The following is a 19,422-nucleotide window of genomic DNA, read 5'->3' as shown; positions in this document are numbered from 1 at the left end:
GTGAAAATTAACGGACGATCTGGAACTCCGGCAGCATGAAGATGCCCCACAGGAAATCCTGCGTGGCGGTGACTCCCGGCTTGGTGCCGAGCAGGGTGAGCGCGAGCCTCATCTCCTCCGGCGTCGGGTCCCGTGCGAGCGCGGCCTGCCAGACGTAGCTGGCCAGCGCGGCGGAGGAGGCGAATTTACGATCCAGCAGGGCCTTCGCCCCTTCGGCCAGGCGCATGTCGAGGATGGCGCCGTTGTTCAGGTCCATCGCCTCCAGGGTGGCGAGATCGGTCGGGCGCGTGCTGACGATCTGCTCGCGGTTCGGCCTGCCGAGCGTCCGCATCAGCAGGTCGGACTTCAGCAACGAGGCACGCACCATCGGCAGCGGCGTGACCGTCGCGGCGAGCCGGGCGGAGACTTGCTGCGTGGCCTTCGCCCATGGGTTTGCGGCGATGGCGACCGCCGGTTTCCAATCGCGCGGCGGTGACTTGAAGCGGCCCCGGGCGTCGGGAATCTCCGCCGTGGCTTCCCAACCCGTGTCGCTGGCGATCTCCGCCCACTTGTCCCCCTGCTTGAGCAAAGCGTGGAAAATACCGCCCGCCGGATTCGGCCCGGCACCGCCGTTGGTCACCACGAAGAGCACCTCGTTCTGCCCGGATTTCAGCAGGCCGTTGAGTGGAATGGAGGTCGGGTCTTCCCAACTGGTTCCCTCGCCCGCCTTGGTGCCGTTCACATAAAGTTCGAAACTGTTGTCCGCGCTGGCAACGGCGGCGGCGAAATCCGGCACCTTGGCGAGCTGGAAATTTTTCCGCAGCGTGATCTTTTTCCCGGCGGGAACCTCCGCCAGATCCGACCACAGCCACGCCGCCGTCTGGGAAATACCGGGCCCGTCGGCGGTGGAATGACGCGTCACGGGCGCATCGATTTTCCCCGGAGCGGTGCCGCAGATCTGCCAGATGGCGTCGGTGAATTCCTCCGCCGTCAGGCGCTTGGGACGCGGCCCCTTGTAAACATAGTCGAGTTCCTTCGGCGCTTCCTCGAACGACTCGGACTTGGATTGATAGGCTTGCGAGAGGCAGATCAGCCGCAGGGTTTGTTTCAGGTCCTGATGGTTCGCCGCCAGATTCGCCCCGAGGAAATCCAGCAGATCCTCGTTCCAGGGAGCCGACTGCATGGCATCGACGGGATGCACGATTCCACGCCCCATCAGCCGCTGCCAGAGCCGGTTCGTCACCGCGCGGGGCGTGCGGCCGTTTTCCGGGTGGGTGATGAGCGCGGCGAGCTGCTTCAGGCGCTCCGCCCGCGGCAGGCTGGCGTCCACGCTGCCCAGTTCGGGAAACAGCCAGGCGGGCTCCGCCTTTTTCCCGGTGGGCTTGTCGCAGCGGAACATTTCCAACTGCTCGTCCGAATAGATCGCCGCCAGCCCGTAGGCCTCGCTGAGCTTCCAGCGGTCCACGAACGAGTCATGGCAGGAGGCGCATTTCAAATTGATGCCGAGGAAGGTCTGCCCCACCGATTGCGCGTACTGCATCGGCGTGATCTGCGCGGCGGAGACGCTGCCACGCCACTTGATGCCATCCGCGAATCCCTCGCTCTCCGCCGTCGGAGCGACGAGCTGGCGGACGAACTGGTCGTACGGCATGTTGTCGTAGAGCGCCTGATAAAGCCAGCCGCTGATCTGCTTGCGCCCGCCGTCGATGTAGCCGGTGCCCGCGTAGTCGTTCCGCAGCAGGTCGTTCCAGAACGTCAGCCAGTGCTCGGTGTAGGCGGTCTTGTCGGCGAGCAGGGTATCCACCAGTTTCTCCCGCTTGTCCGGTGAGGTGTCGGCGGCGAAGGTCCGCACGGTTTCCACGTCCGGCAGCAGGCCCACGAGGTCCAGGTGGACGCGCCGGATGAACGCGGTGTCGTCGAGGGGCGCGGGACGGGGTGCGTTTTTCTGAGCCAGGTAGTGGTCGATGATGCGGTCGATCGGGTTCGTCCGGCCATCGACGGCGGCGGGAAGCTCGGGATTCCGTGGGCGCAGCGGCGGTTCGTAGGCGGGTTTCTTGAAGGCGAATCCCGGCTCCCATTTCGCCCCTTCGGCGAGCCATGCCCTGATGACCTCCACCTGCTCGTCGTTCAGGCCCTTGCCCTTCGGCGGCATGCGGACGTCCTCGTCGTCGGTGGAGATCAGTTCGAGCAGCAGGCTTTTTTCCGGGTGCGCCGCGTCGACGACCGCACCGTTTTCCGAACCGGCGCGGAACGATTCCTCGGTATCCATCGAAAAACCCGCCTTTTTCTTCGTGGCGGTGTGGCACTCGGTGCAGTGTTTTTTGAGAATCGGCGCGACCTCGTGGACGAAGTCCGGTGCCGCCGCCAGCGAGGAAAACAGGGCGAAGCCGCAGGTTCCGTATGCCACCAGTCGATTGCGTGAAGCCGGTTGGGAAAGGGTCATGGGTTTGAAAGGAATCTCCAGAAACACGAAAAACGGGAGGAACGCCACAAAGTTAGCGCATCCTACCGAATCAAGGAGGTAGAGACGGAGACCGGCGCGTGTTCTTATCATGTGGCCGGCGCTTCCCGCGCCAGACCGTGCCGGAGGCGTCCAAACCACCGCCGGAGCATATGCCAAACCCGGATTTTTTCCAATTCCCACCCCCTTTCTTCTCCCTTGCCCATCCGCCATCCGGCCCGTAGTCTCCGCGCCCCTGCCCCGATGAGCTCCAAACAAGTATTTCTCTACGACACGACCCTGCGCGATGGAACGCAGGGCGAAGGATTCCAATTATCCGGCCTCGACAAGCTGCGGATTGCGAAACGTCTGGATGAATTCGGCATCGACTACATCGAGGGCGGCTGGCCCGGCTCGAACCCGAAGGACATCGAGTTCTTCCGCGAGGCCAAGAACCTGAAACTCAAGCACGCCAAGCTCGCCGCGTTCGGCTCCACCCGCCGCGCGGACACGCCGGTGGAGGAGGATCCGCAGGTGCGCCTGCTGCTGGAGGCGGAAACACCCGTCGTCACCATTTTCGGGAAAAGCTGGGAACTCCAGGTCACCGAGGTCCTCCGCACCACCGTGGAGGAAAACCAGGCGATGATCCGCGACACCGTGGCCTACCTGGCGAAGCACGACCGCGAGGTGATCTATGACGCCGAGCACTTTTTCGACGGCTACAAGGATTCTCCGGCCCACGCCCTGGCCACGCTGCAAGCCGCCGCCGAGGGCGGTGCCGCCTGCCTCGTCCTCTGCGACACGAACGGCGGCACGCTCCCCCACGAAGTGATGGAGATCTGCGGTGCGGTGAGAAAGCACCTGCCGGACACCCCCATCGGCATCCACACCCACAACGATTGCGAACTCGCCGTCGCGAACGCGGTCGCCTCCGTCAAGGCGGGTTCCACCCAGATCCAGGGCACCATCAACGGCTACGGCGAGCGCACGGGAAATTGCAACCTCACGTCCGTCATCCCCATCCTCCAGCTCAAGATGGACATCCCGGTCGTCCCGCACCTCGAACAGCTGCGGGATCTCTCGTATTTCGTGGACGACGTTTCGAACAATCCCCATTTCGCCCGCGCCGCCTTCGTCGGCCGCACGGCCTTCGCCCACAAGGGCGGCATGCACGTGAACGCGGTGCAGAAGCTCGCCCGCAGCTACGAGCACATCGTCCCCGGCAGCGTCGGAAATTCGCAGAACATCCTCGTTTCCGAACTCAGCGGACAGTCGAACATCCTCATCAAGGCGGAGGAACTCGGCATCCCCTTGGAAAAAGGTTCCCCCGAAGCCGGCTCCATCCTGCGCCGCGTGAAGGAGCTGGAAAACGACGGTTACTCCTACGAGGCCGCCGGTGGATCGCTGGAGCTCCTGATCCGCCGCGAGCTGGGCACCTATCGGAAGCCGTTCGACCTGACGGAATACCACACCAGCTTCCGCCAGTACCGCGACGGCCACCCGCCCGTCTGCGAGGCCACGGTGAAGCTCTCGGTCGACGGCACGCCGGAACTGACCGTCGCGGAAGGCCACGGCGTGGTGAACGCCCTGGACCTCGCGCTGCGCAAGGCGCTGCTGCCCTTCTACCCGGAAATTTCCAACGTCTCGCTCGCGGATTACAAGGTCCGCATCCTCGACGGTCACGACGCCACCGCCGCCAAGACGCGCGTGCTCATCGTTTCCACCGATGGTGAATCCACCTGGGGCACCGTCGGCGTGTCGGACAACATCATCGAGGCAAGCTGGCTGGCGCTCGTCGATGGCATTGACCTGTTCCTCCAGCGCAAGAGATAAAGGGGGGACACCTCGTCTTCCCGACCGACGCGACGCAAAAGAGGCGAGCTTCGTTCATCGTATTCACGTAACATGGACCCGCGGACGGAAATGTCCGCGGTCCTTGGTTTCCGCCCATGAACATCTTGAAAAAGCCTGTCATCCCCGTCGCTCTCGCAGTCATCGCCCTGGCGGTCGGCATCTTCGTGTTCCGCCCTTCTCCCGGGCCTCCCGCAAAAGCGGTCGCCGCCACCGCAAAAACGGACGCCCCGATCCTCGCGCCGGACGATCACATCCACGCTCAATACGCGGGTTCCCAAAGCTGCCAGAAATGCCACGCGGTGGCTTACGAGAAGTGGCTGAACTCGAACCATGGACTCGCCGAGCGTGATGTGAAAAAGGAGGAGGACCACAAGGCGTTCTCCCCGAAACAAACCCTGGCCCACGGCAAGGACACCACCGAAGCCTTCGTCGATGCGGATGGACTGGCGAAATTCCTCACCCTCGGCCGTGACAACCAGCGCCAGGTCTTCAAGCCCGTCCGGGTCATCGGGAACAATCCGTTGCGCCAGTTCCTCATCCCCGCTCCCGGCGGACGCCTGCAGACGCTCGATGTCTCGCTGGACCCCGCGAAGAACGAATGGTTCGACGTTTATGGAAATGACGACGAGCGAGCGCCGGGCGACTGGGGGCACTGGACGGGCCAAGGCATGAACTGGAACGCCATGTGCGCCGCGTGCCACAACACCCGCCTGCGGAAAAACTACGAACCCGGTACCAACAGCTACCACACGTCCATGGCGGAGATGAGCGTGGGCTGCGAGGCCTGCCACGGCCCGATGAAGGCCCACGTCGAGTGGCAGGAAAAACCGCCGCTGGATAAGAAAACCAAAGACCCTACGGTGCACAAGTTCACCCGCGACCAGACGATGGAAACCTGCGCCGCCTGCCATTCCCGCCGCTCGGAGCTCACCGGCGACCTCGTCCCCGGGGAATCGTTCTACGACCACTTCAGCCTCACGATCACCGACGGCACGGACATCTACCACCCCGACGGCCAGGTGCGGGACGAGGACTACGAATTCGCCTCCTTCCTCTCCAGCCGCATGCACCACGCCGGAGTACGCTGCGCGGACTGCCACGACCCGCACAACGCCAAGCGCGTCTCCACCGGCAACCAGCTCTGCATGAACTGCCACACCGGCGGCCGGGGCGACTACCCCACGGCTCCGGTCATCGATCCCACCTCGCACAGCCACCACGGCGCGGACAGCACGGGAAACCAGTGCGTTTCCTGCCATATGCCGGTGACCACCTACATGCAGCGCCACCCGCGCCATGACCACAGCTTCAGCATTCCGGACCCGAAGCTCACCAAGGAACTCGGCGTGCCGAACGCCTGCAACCGCTGCCACACCGACAAGGACGCGGACTGGGCCATCGCCTCATACAAGAATTTCTACGGCGAGAAACCCGACCGCCCGTCACGCACCCGCACCCTGCTTGTCGCCAGCGCCCGCCGGGGCGAACCCGCCGCACGCGACGGCCTGATCAAACTTCTCGCAAGTGACGAGATCCCCGCATGGAAGGCCACCGCCTGCCGCCTGCTCGAACGCTGGGCCCTGGACCCCGCCGCGATCCAGGCCCTGCGCGGCCAGCTCTCCCATGAAAACCCGCTCGTCCGCGAGGCCGCCGTGCGCGCTCTCGGCATCACGGTGCGGGAGAACAACCCCGCCGTCGGCGACGCGCTCAAGCCGTTGCTCGAAGACGAATCCCGCAGCGTCCGCATCGCCGCCGCATGGGCCCTGGTCGAACAAGTCGATCTCACCACCCGCACCGGCAAGGAGCTGGTCCACATGCTGGACATCAATGCCGACCAACCCACCGGACGCATGCAACTCGCGCAGTTCGCCATGCGTCGTGGCGATACTCCCGCCGCCATCCGCCAGATGAAAAAGGCCATCGAGTGGGACCCGAACTCCCCGCCGTTCCATCACGACCTCGCCATCCTCCTCAGCACCACCGGCGACCCGCAGGCGGCCGTCACCTCGCTCAAGGAAGCCATCCGCCTCGATCCCGGAAATGCCGAGTACCACTACAAGCTCGCGCTCGCGCTCAACGAAACCGGCTCCAGCGCCGAGTCCACCGCCGAACTCGAAAAAACCGTCGAACTCGATCCCAGCTACGCCCGCGCCTGGTACAACCTCGGCCTCGCCCGCAGCGGCACCAACCAGCCCCGCGCCGCCATCGAAGCCCTGCTCAAGGCCGAGGCCGCCGATCCATCGGACCCCTCCATCCCCTACGCCCGCGCCACCATCCACGCCCGTCTCGGCCAGAAAAACGAGGCCCTCAACGCCACCACCCGCGCCCTCCAGCTCCGCCCGGATTTCCAGGAGGCGAAGCAGTTGTTGCAGATGCTGGCGAGGTGAGAAGGGATCTGTAAAACTCGGCTCGCAATTTTTCATCCATCCGCCAGAATGTCTGCATGACGGTTATCGAATCCATCGTCCGGGATCTCAATGGCATGCCGATGCGCAAGCAGGTGGAGGTAGCCCGTTATGTCCATCGCTTGAGCGAAACCGTGGAACGTGAACGCGAGCAAGTCCTCAAAGAAACTTACGGATATCTCTCGGACGAGGATGCTGAAATCTTCGAGCAGGCATTGGAAACCTCACGCCGGATCGAAACCTGTGGCTGATCGGACTTCCGGAATTCTGCTGGATTCCAGCGTGATCATCGCTCATTTCCGGGGCAAACTGGACTTGTTCCAACTCATCGGCCCGGGTGAACCGCTTTTCATGCCGTTGGTGGCTTTGGGGGAACTCTTGAAAGGTGCGCTGAAATCAGCAAACCCTCCGAAACATCAGGCAAAAATCCAATCACTCTTGAAGGTGGTCGCAGTCCTCAACCCCGACAGCGCTACCGCCGAACATTACGCTCAGGCATCCGTCGCGCTGGAAGCAAAAGGACAACCGATTCCTGAAAATGATCTATGGATCGCCGCCGTAGCTCTGGAGCTGGATATGCCGCTCGCGACGCGGGATGCCCATTTCGACAGGATCGATGGATTGAAAGTGATCAAGTGGTGATTGGCTTCGCAACAGATTGAAGTCAGACAGCGAATTGTTTGGAGATATCCACCGCTTGTCGTTTTGTCCCTACTTCAGCCCCTTCAGGTGCTCGATGTATTTCTCCGGGCCGCCTTCCTGATAACCGGTGCGGGCGATTTCCCGGCCGCTGGCCTTCAGGAGGAGGATGGTCGGGAAGCCTTCGATCTGGAATTCCTGGGAGAGTTTTTCGTTCTGTTCCTTTTCCTTCGCCGGCAGTTGCTTCTTACGCGGGAAGTCGAGTTCGAGCATGACGAGGTGCTTCTTCGCGTATTCCTGGAACTCCGGTTTATCGAAGACTTCCTTCTTCAGCTTGATGCACCAGCCGCACCAGTCGGAACCGGTGAAGTCCACGAGGATGTCCTTTTTCTCATCCTTGGCCCGCTTCTTGGCGACCTCGTAATCCGTCTCCCATTTGAAGACATCGGTGTCGGCGGCCGCTGCGGCTTCCGGTGCAGCGGGCTTGGCGGCCGAGGCTTCGGCGACGAATTTCCGGTCTTCGGGTGTGAGCTTCGCCAACGGGATCTTCACCGTGGTCCCGTTCGGACGGAGGATGACGACCTGGTCGCCCTCGGTCTTGGAATACTCGCCTTCCAGCGATCGCTCCGAACCGGCTTCCTTCCATGTTTTCGCCTGGAGCGAGGCGGGAAAGATCAACGGGGCTGCCGCGAGGAAAAGGATGGCGGGGATTTTCATGAGAGATGGGGTTTCAATCTGTTTCCACACTCACCGACGCGCGGGCCGAAGGGAAGCCAAAAGGAACACCCCACCTCGGTGAGGACCCTCACGCGAAGAGCGTGGTGATCGGCACGCCCTTGTCCGCGATCTTGAAGGGCCGCTTGGTCGGCGACATGAGGATTGTTTCGTAAGGCAGGCCGAGGGCGTAGGCGATGGTGGCGTTGAAGTCCTGCACGCTGACCTGGCCTTCCTTGACCTTTCCGCCCGAGGGATCGGTCGCGCCGTGGATGATGCCGCCCTTGACGCCGCCGCCCGCGAGCACGCAGGAGAAGGCTCCGGGGTGGTGGTCGCGGCCGTTCGAGTGCTCGGTCTTGATTTCAGGAGTGCGGCCGAATTCGGTGGCGACGACGACGAGCGTGCTGTCGAGCATCCCGTTTTTCTCCAGGTCGGTGATGAGGGCGGCGTAGGCCTGGTCGAACTGCTTGCAGCGGCCTTCGACGCCGGTGAAGTTGTCGTAGTGGGTGTCCCAACCACCGAGCTGGACCTCGATGAAGCGCACGCCGTTCTGCACGAGGCGGCGGGCGAGGAGGCAACCCTGGGCGAAGCTGCCCTCGCCGTAGAGCTTGCGGGTGGCTTCCGGCTCCTGGCGGAGGTCGAAGGCCTTGAGGTCCTTCGAATTCATCAGGGCGATGGCCTCGCGGTAGAGTTCCTCATAGGCTTTCACATCGGCATTCGGGAAACGGCCGTGGAACTGGCGGTTCATCCTGTCCGCGAGGGTGAGGCGGCGTTCGAAGTCTTCCGGAGTGACGGCGCCGGCGCGGGTGGAATCCTGCAACCCCTGGTCCGGGCTGCCGATGGGCGCCGCCGCGAATTTCGCGCCGAAGAACCCGCCACCTGTGACCTCGGGAGAACTGTTCACCGCGACGTAGCCCGGAAGCTCCGGGTGGATGCGGCCGCCGAGACGGACCACCCACGAACCCAGCGAAGGGTGCTGGATGGTGCCGCGCATGTCATAGCTGGTGTGCATGATGTAGGCCCCCTGTTCGTGGGCCCCCTGCGTCGAGTTCATCGAGTTGATGACGCAGAGCTTGTCGGTGACCTCGGCGGTTTTCTTGAGATAGTGGCCGAGCTGGATGCCGTCCGCCTTGGTGGCGATGGACTCGGTCTTGCCCATGATCTCCTTCTTTTTCTTGGGATCGAAGGTGTCCACATGGCTCATGCCGCCGGACATGAAGAGGTAGATGACGTTCTTCGCCTTGCCGCCGCCGGCCACGGTTCCTTCCGGCGCGGCGCTGGCGAGCGTGCCGCCGAGCATCGGGAAAAGATGGACGCCGAGGTAGGCGCGGGCGGCGTTCGAGACAAACTGGCGGCGGGTGAGTTCGTCGGCCTTGTTGAATGGATTCATGGGTTTGAAAGGGTGTGGGTTTTTACTGGAGGAAAAGGAACTCGGAGGACATCACGAGGGCGGATACGATGTTGCGGTAACCGGGTTCGCCCTGCTTTTTCACCTCCTCCTGCATCCATGTCATTTCCTCCGCTGTCGGAGGACGGTTGAGGATGGCGATGTAAAGGCGGCGGATCTTCTCCTCGTCGCTCTTCGCACCTTCCAAGGTCTTGTAAAGGTGGGCGGTGGGCTTGTTCACCAGTTCGCGCTGGACGAAGCCGTTCATGAGCGAGAGGACCTGGCCGACGTTCGGCTCGCGGCTGGAGCCGTCCACCACCTCGCGGTCCGAGGCTCCGAACAGGTAGAGGAAATGTTCGCGCGGCGCGGGAGAGGGAAGCTCGGAGGCGCGGACCTTCGCATCCTTGTCGAAGTTGCGGATGGGTGCCATCCCCATGCTCATGGACATGGCGGAGGAGTTGTCCGAACCGGGCGAGGCGGTCTTGATCTCGTGCAGGAGCTTGTCGAAATAGGCGCGGACCTCCGTCTCCGACTTGAGCGCGAGCACCTCCTTCGAAAGCTGGCCCATGTTTTTCTTACCGACGAGCACCGGCTTGTTGCCGAAGTAGATGCGGTCGTCCAGCGTGCGGCCGGCCTGCTTGTCCGGATTTCCCGACGAAAGGGTGATCAGCGAATCCCAGATCTGCTCGGAGGAAAGCCGCTCGATCTTGCGGCCGTGGAAATCGTCGCCTCCTTCGACAACGGACGCGTTCGGATTGGTGCCGAACTGGAAGGTGCGGGTGAGGAGGAGGACGTGCTGGAAGGCGCGGAGGTCGTAATCGAGATCCATCATCAGCTTGCCGAGGAAGGTGACCAGCGCCGGGTGCACGGTTTTGTCGGCAGGGATATAGTCATCGACGGGTTCGTAGATGCCCTTGCCCATGACGCGCTTCCACATGCGGTTGGCGATGACGTTGGGGAACTGGTTTTCGGTCTTGCCGACGATCCATTGCGCGAGCTGCAGGCGACCGTCGTCCCCTTCCTTTTTCTCCGACATCCGGACGCCCTTGCCGAAGGGGGTCCGGGCCCCGACCATCTCGCCCGGGGTTCCATCCTTGTATTGGTAGTCCTCGGGGAGCTTGATCTGGCCGCTGCCGCCACCCGAAAGTGACATGCCGTAAACACGGTCCCACAGGATCCGCGCGGCCTCGTATTCCTGGCGGCGCTTCTCCTGGTCGTCGGCCAGTTCATCCCAGAGCGGCTTCATCTGCGCCCGGTTGATCTCGTCCTGTCCATGGGTGAAGGCGGCGAGTTCGTAGAAATCGTGGCGCTCGGTGGTGCCGAAGGGATCGTCATGGCACTGGGCGCACTCCATGCGCGCGCCGAGGAACACGCGCATCGTGTTCGCGAGGTTGTCCAGCGGCATGCCGCGGTCGCGGGTATAGTAGCCGACGGCGGCGGTCTTCGGGTCCCAGCCATCGCCACTGGCGGAAATGAGGCTGGTGGTGAACTCGCTCCACGGCATGTCGTTGGACATGGCCGTGCGCACCCAGTTCCGGTAGGGCTCGTTGTGCGCCGTCGTGCCGGGACGGCCGTCGGTGATGCGGAGGAGGTCGAACGCCCAGTTCGACATGTGGCTGGAATAGCCCTTCGACTTCAGGAGATAGTCGATGAGCGCCTCGCGTTTGGTGGGGTCCTCGATTTCGAGGAAGGCGACCGCTTCCTCGGCGGTTGGGATGCGGCCCACGGAAACCAGGAAGGCGCGGCGGAGGAAAGTGGCGTCATCCGTGACCTCGGGCACCGGGAGTTTCTTGCTCCGGTAGAAAGCGGCGATGAACTGGTCCACCTGCAGCGCGGCTTTTTTCAAGTAGGCGGGATCTTCCTTCGGCTTGAGATTCTGGGCACACAGGCCGCCGAGGGATGCGGCCAAGACCAATACGGCTAAGGAGGTTACGCGTTTCATTTGGGTTTTTGGAAACTGATGCCGAAAATAGCGGCACCCGACTACGAAGTCAATTTGCCATATTATTCATCCCGTGGGAAAAATTTCACGCAAAATGGGAATATCGGCATCCGCCCAAGGGAGGCGCGGAAAGTCCGCAGGCGCGCACCAGCGGAGTTCCTCGTGTTCAAGGGCCCGCAATTCACCGGAGACGATGCGGCAGATGAAGGGCTGGAGACGGATTGTGATTTCCCCATAGTTCCATACCACCGGCGTAAGCGCGCGACCGACCTCCACGTCCACCGCGAGCTCCTCCTTCAGCTCGCGGACGAGGGCGGCGTCGGGTGATTCACCGGGATCGATCTTGCCGCCGGGAAATTCCCACAGGCCGCCGAGGTGCTTTCCGGCGGGGCGGAGGCAGGCGAGGAACCTGCCTTCCGAATCTTCAATCACTCCGCAAACGACCTCCAACATGTGGGCAGAGTATGAATCCGGAGGATGGGGTCAACCGTCGGGAGCTCTCCGCGCGGGCACAAAAAAACCGCCGGAGAAGTTCCAGCGGTTTTTGAGAGGGATGGTGGTCCGGAAAAATCAGGCGAGGGTGCCTTCTTCCTTCTTGTCCTTGTCGCACTTGCCCTTTTCGCAGTCACCGGCGAGAGCGAGGGTGCCTTCTTCTTTCTTGTCCTTGTCGCACTTGCCTTTTTCGCAGTCACCGGCGAGGGCGAGGGTGCCTTCTTCCTTCTTGTCCTTGTCGCACTTGCCTTTTTCGCAGTCACCGGCAAGGGCGAGGGCGCCTTCTTCTTTCTTCTCTTCGCCCTTCTTGCACTTGTCGCAATCACCGGCGAGGGCGAGAGCGCCTTCTTCCTTCTTCTCTTCGCCCTTTTTGCACTTGTCGCAATCACCGGCGAGGGCGAGGGCGCCTTCTTCCTTCTTCTCTTCGCCTTTCTTGCACTTGTCGCAGTCACCGGCGAGGAGCACGGTGCCTTCTTCTTTCTTTTCCTTGTCGCACTTGCCCTTCTCGCACTCGGAGGCGAAGGCTGGGACGACCATGAATGACGCGCAGAGCGCGGTGAGGAGCAGTTTCATATTTGTGTGGTTGGTTGGATTTCGATTCTTTGGGCAATTCCCGACATTGAGAAGAGGACCTGCGGAATTTATTCGGAAAAAAATCCCAGCCCGCGATAAAAAATGTCGGTATTTGCAACATCAACGCCACAAAACCCGAAAGGTTTCGGGAAAATCACGATTTTTCGACGGATTTCACACGGTATTTCCTGAATTCCGACCTGCCGCCGGGATGGAATGCGACCACCTTGAATCCCTCCCCGGATGAGGCACCAATCATCGCCGGCTCCTTCAACCGGTCGGTTCACGTATTCGATCTGAAAAAAATCGGGGCCGCCCGCTGATCCCCCGGCCATCCCCGGCACCGCTTTCGATTGCGCTTGGCCGGGGCGGACATTTAGCCTATTCCCCGCCGCTCTTCCCGTGTCCTTTTCCATTCTTGCCACCGATCCGACGACCTCCGCCCGCCGTGGCAGGCTGGTTCTGCCCCACGGCACCGTGGAAACGCCGATCTTCATGCCCGTCGGCACCCAGGGGACGGTGAAAACGCTCCACCCCGCCGAACTGGAGCAGCTCGGATCACAAATCATTCTGGGAAACACGTATCACCTGTGGCTGCGGCCAGGCCATGAACTGATCCGCGAACTGGGCGGACTCCATGGATTCAGCACCTGGCGGAAGCCGATGCTGACGGATTCCGGCGGCTTCCAGGTCTGGTCGCTGGCCAAGCTCCGCAAGATCACCGAGGAAGGCGTGCGCTTCCAAAACCACCTCGACGGCTCGAAAATGCTGCTCACCCCCGAGCTCAGCATGGAAATCCAGGGGGCCCTCGGCTCGGACATCGCGATGCTTTTCGACGAATGCCCGCCTTACCCCTGCGACGAGGCCTACGCGGCGAAATCCCTCGCGCTGACGACCCGCTGGGCGAAACGCTGCAAGGACTGGGTGACGGAAAACGAGCCCCGCTCCGGCGAGGGCCGGCAACAGCACTTCGGAATCGTGCAGGGCTCCATCTACGCGGACCTGCGCGAACAGTCCGCGCGGGAGCTGGTGGAACTGGGATTCGACGGATACGCCATCGGCGGGGTTTCCGTGGGCGAACCGGAGCATGAGATGTTCCGCGCCATCGAAAACGCGGTGCCGTTCCTGCCGCATGACAAGCCCCGCTACGCGATGGGACTCGGCACTCCCCCGCAGATCCTGGAGATGATTTCCCGCGGCGTGGACATGTTCGACTGCGTCATGCCCACCCGGATCGCCCGCCACGGCATGGCCATGACGCTGGACGGACCGATCAACATCAAGAACCTGATCCACGCGAAAGACCCCCGCCCCTTGTGCGAAAGCGCCCATCCCCACGTGGCCGGATTCTCACGCGCCTACCTCCGCCACCTTTTCCGGGCGGGGGAAATCCTCGGTTTGCGGTTGCTTTCCTTCCACAATCTGCATTTCTACCTGTCCCTCGTCGCCGGGGCGAGGGAAGCCATCGCCGCGGGGAACTTCCCCGCCTACAAGGACTCCTTCATCAGGCGCTACACCCGAACAGACACCCCATGACACCGATTCTCGCATTTTTCGCCACCAATCTCGTCGCGCAAGCCGCCGCCCCGACAGGCCCGCAAAGCATCCTGGGCAATCCCATGGTGATGATGGTCGTCATGGTGGTCGTGTTTTATTTCCTGCTCATCCGTCCGCAGCAGAAACAGCGCAAGGAGCAGGCCGAACGCGTCGCCGCTCTCGTCCAGGGCGACAGGGTGGTCACCTCCGCCGGCATCCACGGCATCGTCCACAACGTGAAGGAGCACACCGTGATCGTGAAGGTCGCGGAGGGCACCATGCTCGAGTTCGACAAGGCCGCCATCACCATCGTCCACAAGAAGGACTCCGCGAAATAACCATTCTCCATTTTTCCTCCCCGTCCTGGAGCCAAACCCGTAGTTTCACACCATGCTCGCCGCCTACGCCTTCTACAATGACGCATTGACCCTGTTCCTCGCGGGACTTACCTTGCTGATCCTGTTTTTCTGGTATTTCGCCACAGAAATCGAGAACCGGAGGCGGAACATCGGCACCGTCCTGCTCATCGGTGTCTGCGCCCTCTGCATCGCCGCGGTGATACCGCCGAAGGAGCGGCTCAAGGGCGGCATCGACATCATCGGGGGCTCGTCGTTCACCCTCCACATCCAGCCGAAGATCGGCTCGGACGGCGAGGAGATGCCGATCACCAACGAGCAGGTTGAAAAAGCCATCGAGGTCATCGAAAAACGCCTGAACGGGCTTGGCAACAAGGAGCCGCTCATCGCCCGCCAGGGAACCAACGGCATCATCCTGCAGATGCCCGGCGTCGAGCCGAGCGAATCGGAAGGCATCCGCAAGGAGCTCGCGAAGGTCGCCAAGCTCGAACTGCGCGAGGTGAGCCCCCGCACCGACGAGCCCGGCCCCGCGCCGGAGCGCAAGTCGCTCGCCCAGCGCGTGCATGAAAAACTGGAAATCGTTCCCGGCTATCAGGCATTCCCCATGGTCCACAAGACCGAGGACGGCACGGAAATCACCTCCTACATCCTTCTCAACCGCCGTCCCGCCCTCGGAGGCAAGGACATCGCCATGGCGCACCCTTCCCAGATGGACTCCGCCGCCGTGAGCATCTCCCTGAACAACGCGGGCACGGACAAGATGATCGCCCTCACCGAGCACATGCACGAAAAGGTGGATCGCATCGCCATCGTGCTCGACGGCACCGTGCTCAGCGCGCCGGTCGTGAACCAGGTCCCCCTCGGCAAGCAGTTCGAGATCACCGGCCTGCGTGATCCCGGCGAACCCCAGAAGCTCGCGAACTCGCTGATGAACCCGCTGGAAAACGCGCTGACGATCGACGAGATGCGCAACATCTCCCCCACCCTCGGCTCGGCCGTCGTCAAGCAGGGTCTCTACGCCGGCGTGCTCTCGCTGCTGATGACCTTCCTTTTCGTCCTCGCTTACTACCGCATGTCCGGCTTCATCGCCATCATCGGCCTCATCGTGAACACCATCATGCTCTTCGGCATCATGGCGATGTTCAGCTTCACCTTCACGCTTCCCGGCATCGCGGGGATGATCCTCACCATCGGCATGGCGGTGGACGCGAACGTGCTGATCTACGAGCGCCTGCGTGAGGAAATCGCCCACGGCAAGACCCTCAAGAACGCCATCGAGGCATCCTACGACCGCGCGTTCTCCGCGATTTTCGACTCCCACGTGACGTCCATCCTCACCGCCGGCATCCTCTTCTACTTCGGCGGCAGCGCGGTGAAGGGCTTCGCGGTCACCCTGCTCATCGGTGTCACCGCCTCGCTGTTCTCCGCCATCCTCGTCACCCGCGTGATCTTCCGCTGGGGTGTGGACCTCGGCATCCTGAAGAAGCTCACCTTCCTCAACCTCATCAAGTCCCGCAATTTCGACTTCATGGGCAAGCGCCGGGCGGCCATCACCTTCGCCGTCGTCACCCTCCTCATCTCCGTCGCGGCCTTCGCCTTCCGCGGAGAGAAGGCCTTCGGCATCGACTTCACCGGCGGCACCATGATCACCTTCCAGCTCGGCAAGGACAACAAGGTCGTGCTGGACGACGTGAAGAAGTCCGTGGAGGGAATGACCCTTTCCAAGGAAGCCTACCCGCAGCAGGAATACAACCCGACCTCCGGCACCCTGATGACCGTGCGCTGCGCGACCAAGGACGCCCCCGCCATCATCGCGAAACTGCGTGAGTCCATCCCCACGCTCGCCGAGAAAAAGGCGGACTCGCAGGACTACAAGATCGACGCCAGCCAGACGGAGGTCTCCGCGCTCATCGGCGGCTCCGTCATGAGGGACTCCATCATCGCCATCATCCTCGGCCTCATCGGGATCATGATCTACATGACGATGCGCTTCGAGTTCTCCTTCGCGCTCGGTGGATTCGTCGCGATTTTCCACGACATCATCATCTGCGTCGGCTTCGTCGTCCTCATGGGCGGGGAGCTCTCGCTGATCCACGTCGGCGCGGTGCTGACCATCGCCGGTTATTCGATCAGCGACACCATCGTCGTCTTCGACCGGGTCCGTGAAATGCTGCTGATCCGCAACGATTCGGAAGAGAAGATCATGAACGAGGCGGTGAACGCCACGCTCTCACGGACCTTGCTGACCTCCTCGGCGACACTTATCAGCGTGCTCATCCTCGGCGTCCTCGGCGGTTCCTCGCTGCGTGACTTCGGTGTCATCATCTTCATCGGTATCGTCGTCGGCACCTTCTCCTCCATCTTCATCGCCTCCCCCGTCGCCCTGTGGTGGAGCAACCGGAAGGGTGGAAACATCCGGGATTCGGTGCTCGCCACCGAAGCCAAGGCCGAAGCGATGTCCGCCGCGCCCTGAGACGGCAAGCGGCTCGAATTCCCAAAACCGACAAAGGCTTCCATTCCGGAAGCCTTTGTTTTTGGAAACGCGGTGGTGCCAGATGGCATCGCCTGGTGGCATCGTTTCCTCCATCCCAAGTCGGCGTCTCATACGACGGTCCTGCGCGGTGTCATCTTCACCACCAAAGGTGTCATCTCCAACACCAAGGGTGTCATCTCCAGCACCAAAGGTGTCATCTTCAGCACCAAGGGTGCGAAATGGGAGAGCCCAGGGCAACGCCCTGGGAGTGAACCACAAAGCATATGGAGTCCTGAAAGGACGGCATCCATGGCGCGCAGCAGCACCCTTGATTTCGTCCTTTCAGGACTTGGGAAATGGGGCGGTCCATGCCCCGGGGTTCCGCTTCGCTCACCCCGGGCTCTCCCATTCCGCACCTTTGGTGCTGGAGAAGACGCATGGCCGTCAATCGATGCGCTTGGTGCCTGTCGTCAATCGATGCGCCGGTGCCCGAAATGGTGTATGTATAAGACCGTGGCGTTTCCATAGGCTGCCCCATTCCTCACCCGTGGTGCTGAGATGCCGCCGCTGCCAAGCGGCTCCGCCAGCTCCGGCAGGACCTCATGCCGCACGCAGATCCCGCCGCCCGGGCGGAGATGGGTATCACGCCCAGTCCGGCCGCTCCGTCTCAAAGGTCATCATTTCCCCGCTCGCCGGGTGGCGGAAGGAAAGTTTCCATGCATGAAGCTGGAGCGGTGCCGCCGCCGGATCGAGCGTCTGCGTGTCGCCCGTCTGATGACCGGGCAGATAGGCCGGATCGCCCGCGACAGGCAGGCCCAGTTGCCAAAGGTGCACGCGGATCTGGTTCGTCCTGCCGGTGCCGAGTTTCGCCTCCAGCAGCGCGGTCCCGTCGGCGCGACGCTCCAGCACCTGGAAGTCGGTGCGCGAGGGCAGGCCGTCGGTTTCATCGATCACGCGGGTACCCATCACGTCCGGTTCCGCGGAAATGGGGGCTTCGGAGAAAAACGAGTCGTGCTCCGGCAACCCCTGCGTCGTGACCAGATACCGCTTGTCCACCAGACCGTCCAGGAACTGCCGCTGCAGCACCCGGCAGAAGTTCCGGGTGCGGGCGAAGACGACCAGCCCCGTGGTGTTCGAGTCCAGCCGGTGCACCGGACGCGGATACTTCGGCGCATAGACCTCGTTCAGGATGTGCTGCAGCGTGTTCCGGTGGAACCGGCCGCTGGCATGCATCGGCAGCGGCGCGGGCTTGCGCACCACGACGATGGCCTCATCCTCGTAAACCACCCGGATGTCCGCCGACACCGGCGGCTCGGTGTCCGCCGGAAAAATCTGCACCACGCGCTCGCCCGCACGGACGACGTGGTCCTTGCCGCGCACGGTGCCGCCGTAATTGACGAAGCGGCCGGCATCGCAGCGCGCCTCCCATTCCCCTGCGGAAATCTGTGGGAAAATCTCCACCAGCGCTTCCAACAGCGTCTTGCGGTCCTGGGCGGCGGGGATGTTCACCGGACGGCGGTTTTCCTGCGGGATCGAGCCGGGCAGCGGATCCGCCACCTTCGCGATGGCCTCGTGCAGGAAGGAAATCCGCTCCGCCATGCGCTCGGGCGCGCTCTTGAAACAATGCGGGCAGCTCACCCCCTCCACGTGGCGCGGATCTTCCTGGTCCGCGGCGTCGAGCGGTGCCTGGCAGGCGTAGCAGATGGCGTGATCCGTCTCGCGCAGGGCGGGATCGACTCCGACGCGCTGGTCGAAGACGAAGCACTCGCCGTCGTAGTGATCTCCTCCGACTTCTTCAAAATATTTCAGGATGCCGCCGTCCAGTTGGTAGATGTTCCTGTATCCCTCCCGCTCCATGAAGGGCCCGGCCTTCTCACAGCGGATGCCGCCGGTGCAGAACATGACCACCGGCTGGTCCTTGAGCTCTTCCGGCAGCTTCCGGACCGCATCGGGAAACTCACGGAAGGTGTTGATGTTCGGGATGAGCGCCCCCTTGAAGGTGCCGAGCTTCACCTCGTAGTCGTTGCGCGTGTCGAGCAGCGTCACCGGACGCCCCTCGTCCAGCCACCGCTTCAGCTCCGCCGCAGGGAGCTTCGGAGAGGTGTAGTTCGCCGGGCGGATGCCTTCCATGCCGAAGGAAATGATCTCGCGCTTGATGCGCACCAGCATCCGGTTGAACGGCTGCTTGTCGCTGATGCTCACCTTCGGCTCCAACCCTTCGAGGCCGGGAATCCTCCGGAGCTTTTCCAGCAGCCTGTCGATCGACGCCGCATCGCCCGCGACGAACATGTTGATACCCTCGATGCTCAGCAGGATGGTCCCCTTGAGTTCCCAGGACTTGCAATCGGCGATCAGCTCCTCGCGCAGATCCTTGAGACCGGAAAGTTCGGCGAAGCGGTAGGTGGAAATGTTCGTGACGGCGGACACGGCGGAAAAACAGCACGAAGCCCGTGACGATGCCAGTGAATCTTTCGGTCGCGCGTTTAATCGGAGGGGTTTCGGATCAGTATCCCAGTCATGCGGCCGAAATGCTCAAGTGATTTAACCGGTGATCGAAGGTCGGCCTTCTCTGATTTTTGATCTGCCTGTGTTCAGGAATACCGCCAATCCGACGAACATGGAAAAATGGGTC

At 62.5% G+C, this 19,422-nt stretch carries 15 protein-coding genes; 7 read left to right on the top strand and 8 right to left on the bottom strand.

Features of this window, described 5'->3' with window-relative positions; genetic code table 11:
• Nucleotides 1–7: 7 nt before the first annotated feature.
• A complete protein-coding gene (locus JIN84_RS08055; protein WP_200350527.1) occupies nucleotides 8–2,422 on the bottom strand; it encodes a DUF1549 domain-containing protein in 2,415 nt (804 codons plus the stop codon).
• Between the two features lie 261 nt (nucleotides 2,423–2,683).
• Here JIN84_RS08055 and cimA point away from each other — a divergent pair, with 261 nt between their 5' ends.
• From cimA to JIN84_RS08035, 4 genes are all read left to right on the top strand, one after another.
• The gene (cimA, locus tag JIN84_RS08050) at nucleotides 2,684–4,252 is read left to right on the top strand and encodes a citramalate synthase (RefSeq protein WP_200350526.1); all 1,569 of its coding nucleotides are present in this window, start codon (nucleotides 2,684–2,686) and stop codon (nucleotides 4,250–4,252) included.
• Nucleotides 4,253–4,368: 116 nt separating this feature from the next.
• A complete protein-coding gene (locus JIN84_RS08045) occupies nucleotides 4,369–6,660 on the top strand; it encodes a tetratricopeptide repeat protein (RefSeq protein WP_200350525.1) in 2,292 nt (763 codons plus the stop codon).
• A 56-nt stretch (nucleotides 6,661–6,716) separates the two neighbouring features.
• Nucleotides 6,717–6,929, top strand: coding sequence for a hypothetical protein (locus JIN84_RS08040; RefSeq protein ID WP_200350524.1), 213 nt, complete (start codon nucleotides 6,717–6,719; stop codon nucleotides 6,927–6,929).
• On the top strand, nucleotides 6,871–7,320 hold the full coding sequence (locus JIN84_RS08035) for a type II toxin-antitoxin system VapC family toxin (protein ID WP_234043321.1): 450 nt from the start codon (nucleotides 6,871–6,873) through the stop codon (nucleotides 7,318–7,320). Before JIN84_RS08040 ends, JIN84_RS08035 begins: the two co-directional genes overlap by 59 nt.
• Nucleotides 7,321–7,389: 69 nt before the next feature.
• On the opposite strand, the gene JIN84_RS08030 is transcribed toward JIN84_RS08035, so the two are convergent.
• From JIN84_RS08030 to JIN84_RS08005, 6 genes are all read right to left on the bottom strand, one after another.
• Nucleotides 7,390–8,034, bottom strand: coding sequence for a thioredoxin family protein (locus JIN84_RS08030; protein WP_200350522.1), 645 nt, complete (start codon nucleotides 8,032–8,034; stop codon nucleotides 7,390–7,392).
• A gap of 88 nt (nucleotides 8,035–8,122) precedes the next feature.
• Nucleotides 8,123–9,421, bottom strand: a complete 1,299-nt coding sequence (locus JIN84_RS08025) for a DUF1501 domain-containing protein (RefSeq protein ID WP_200350521.1) — start codon at nucleotides 9,419–9,421, stop codon at nucleotides 8,123–8,125.
• 22 nt (nucleotides 9,422–9,443) lie between these two features.
• Nucleotides 9,444–11,360: a DUF1549 domain-containing protein gene (locus tag JIN84_RS08020; RefSeq protein WP_200350520.1), complete on the bottom strand. Its 1,917-nt coding sequence runs from the start codon at nucleotides 11,358–11,360 to the stop codon at nucleotides 9,444–9,446.
• 66 nt (nucleotides 11,361–11,426) lie between these two features.
• Nucleotides 11,427–11,813 (bottom strand): (deoxy)nucleoside triphosphate pyrophosphohydrolase, encoded by a 387-nt coding sequence (locus JIN84_RS08015; protein ID WP_200350519.1) that lies wholly within the window; start codon nucleotides 11,811–11,813, stop codon nucleotides 11,427–11,429.
• 117 nt (nucleotides 11,814–11,930) lie between these two features.
• The gene (locus tag JIN84_RS08010) at nucleotides 11,931–12,425 is read right to left on the bottom strand and encodes a hypothetical protein (protein WP_200350518.1); all 495 of its coding nucleotides are present in this window, start codon (nucleotides 12,423–12,425) and stop codon (nucleotides 11,931–11,933) included.
• Nucleotides 12,426–12,493: 68 nt separating this feature from the next.
• Nucleotides 12,494–12,841 carry a hypothetical protein gene (locus tag JIN84_RS08005; protein ID WP_200350517.1) on the bottom strand — a complete coding sequence of 116 codons (348 nt, stop codon included), beginning with the start codon at nucleotides 12,839–12,841 and terminating at the stop codon, nucleotides 12,494–12,496.
• On the opposite strand from JIN84_RS08005, the gene tgt reads away from it, so the two are divergent.
• From tgt to secD, 3 genes are read left to right on the top strand one after another with little or no spacing between them, the layout of a single operon-like run.
• A complete protein-coding gene (gene tgt, locus JIN84_RS08000) occupies nucleotides 12,828–13,961 on the top strand; it encodes a tRNA guanosine(34) transglycosylase Tgt (protein WP_200350516.1) in 1,134 nt (377 codons plus the stop codon). The two genes, JIN84_RS08005 and tgt, sit on opposite strands and share 14 nt — an antisense overlap.
• The gene (gene yajC / locus JIN84_RS07995; RefSeq protein WP_200350515.1) at nucleotides 13,958–14,299 is read left to right on the top strand and encodes a preprotein translocase subunit YajC; all 342 of its coding nucleotides are present in this window, start codon (nucleotides 13,958–13,960) and stop codon (nucleotides 14,297–14,299) included. The genes tgt and yajC overlap by 4 nt, the downstream gene beginning before the upstream one ends.
• 52 nt (nucleotides 14,300–14,351) lie before the next feature.
• On the top strand, nucleotides 14,352–16,790 hold the full coding sequence (secD, locus tag JIN84_RS07990; protein ID WP_200350514.1) for a protein translocase subunit SecD: 2,439 nt from the start codon (nucleotides 14,352–14,354) through the stop codon (nucleotides 16,788–16,790).
• Between the two features lie 642 nt (nucleotides 16,791–17,432).
• Here secD and JIN84_RS07985 read toward each other — a convergent pair.
• A complete protein-coding gene (locus JIN84_RS07985) occupies nucleotides 17,433–19,217 on the bottom strand; it encodes a sulfurtransferase (RefSeq protein WP_200350513.1) in 1,785 nt (594 codons plus the stop codon).
• Nucleotides 19,218–19,422: the final 205 nt, after the last annotated feature.

This window comes from Luteolibacter yonseiensis, from assembly GCF_016595465.1.
Lineage (GTDB): Bacteria > Verrucomicrobiota > Verrucomicrobiia > Verrucomicrobiales > Akkermansiaceae > Luteolibacter > Luteolibacter yonseiensis.
This window is presented reverse-complemented; position numbering and strand designations above follow the sequence as displayed.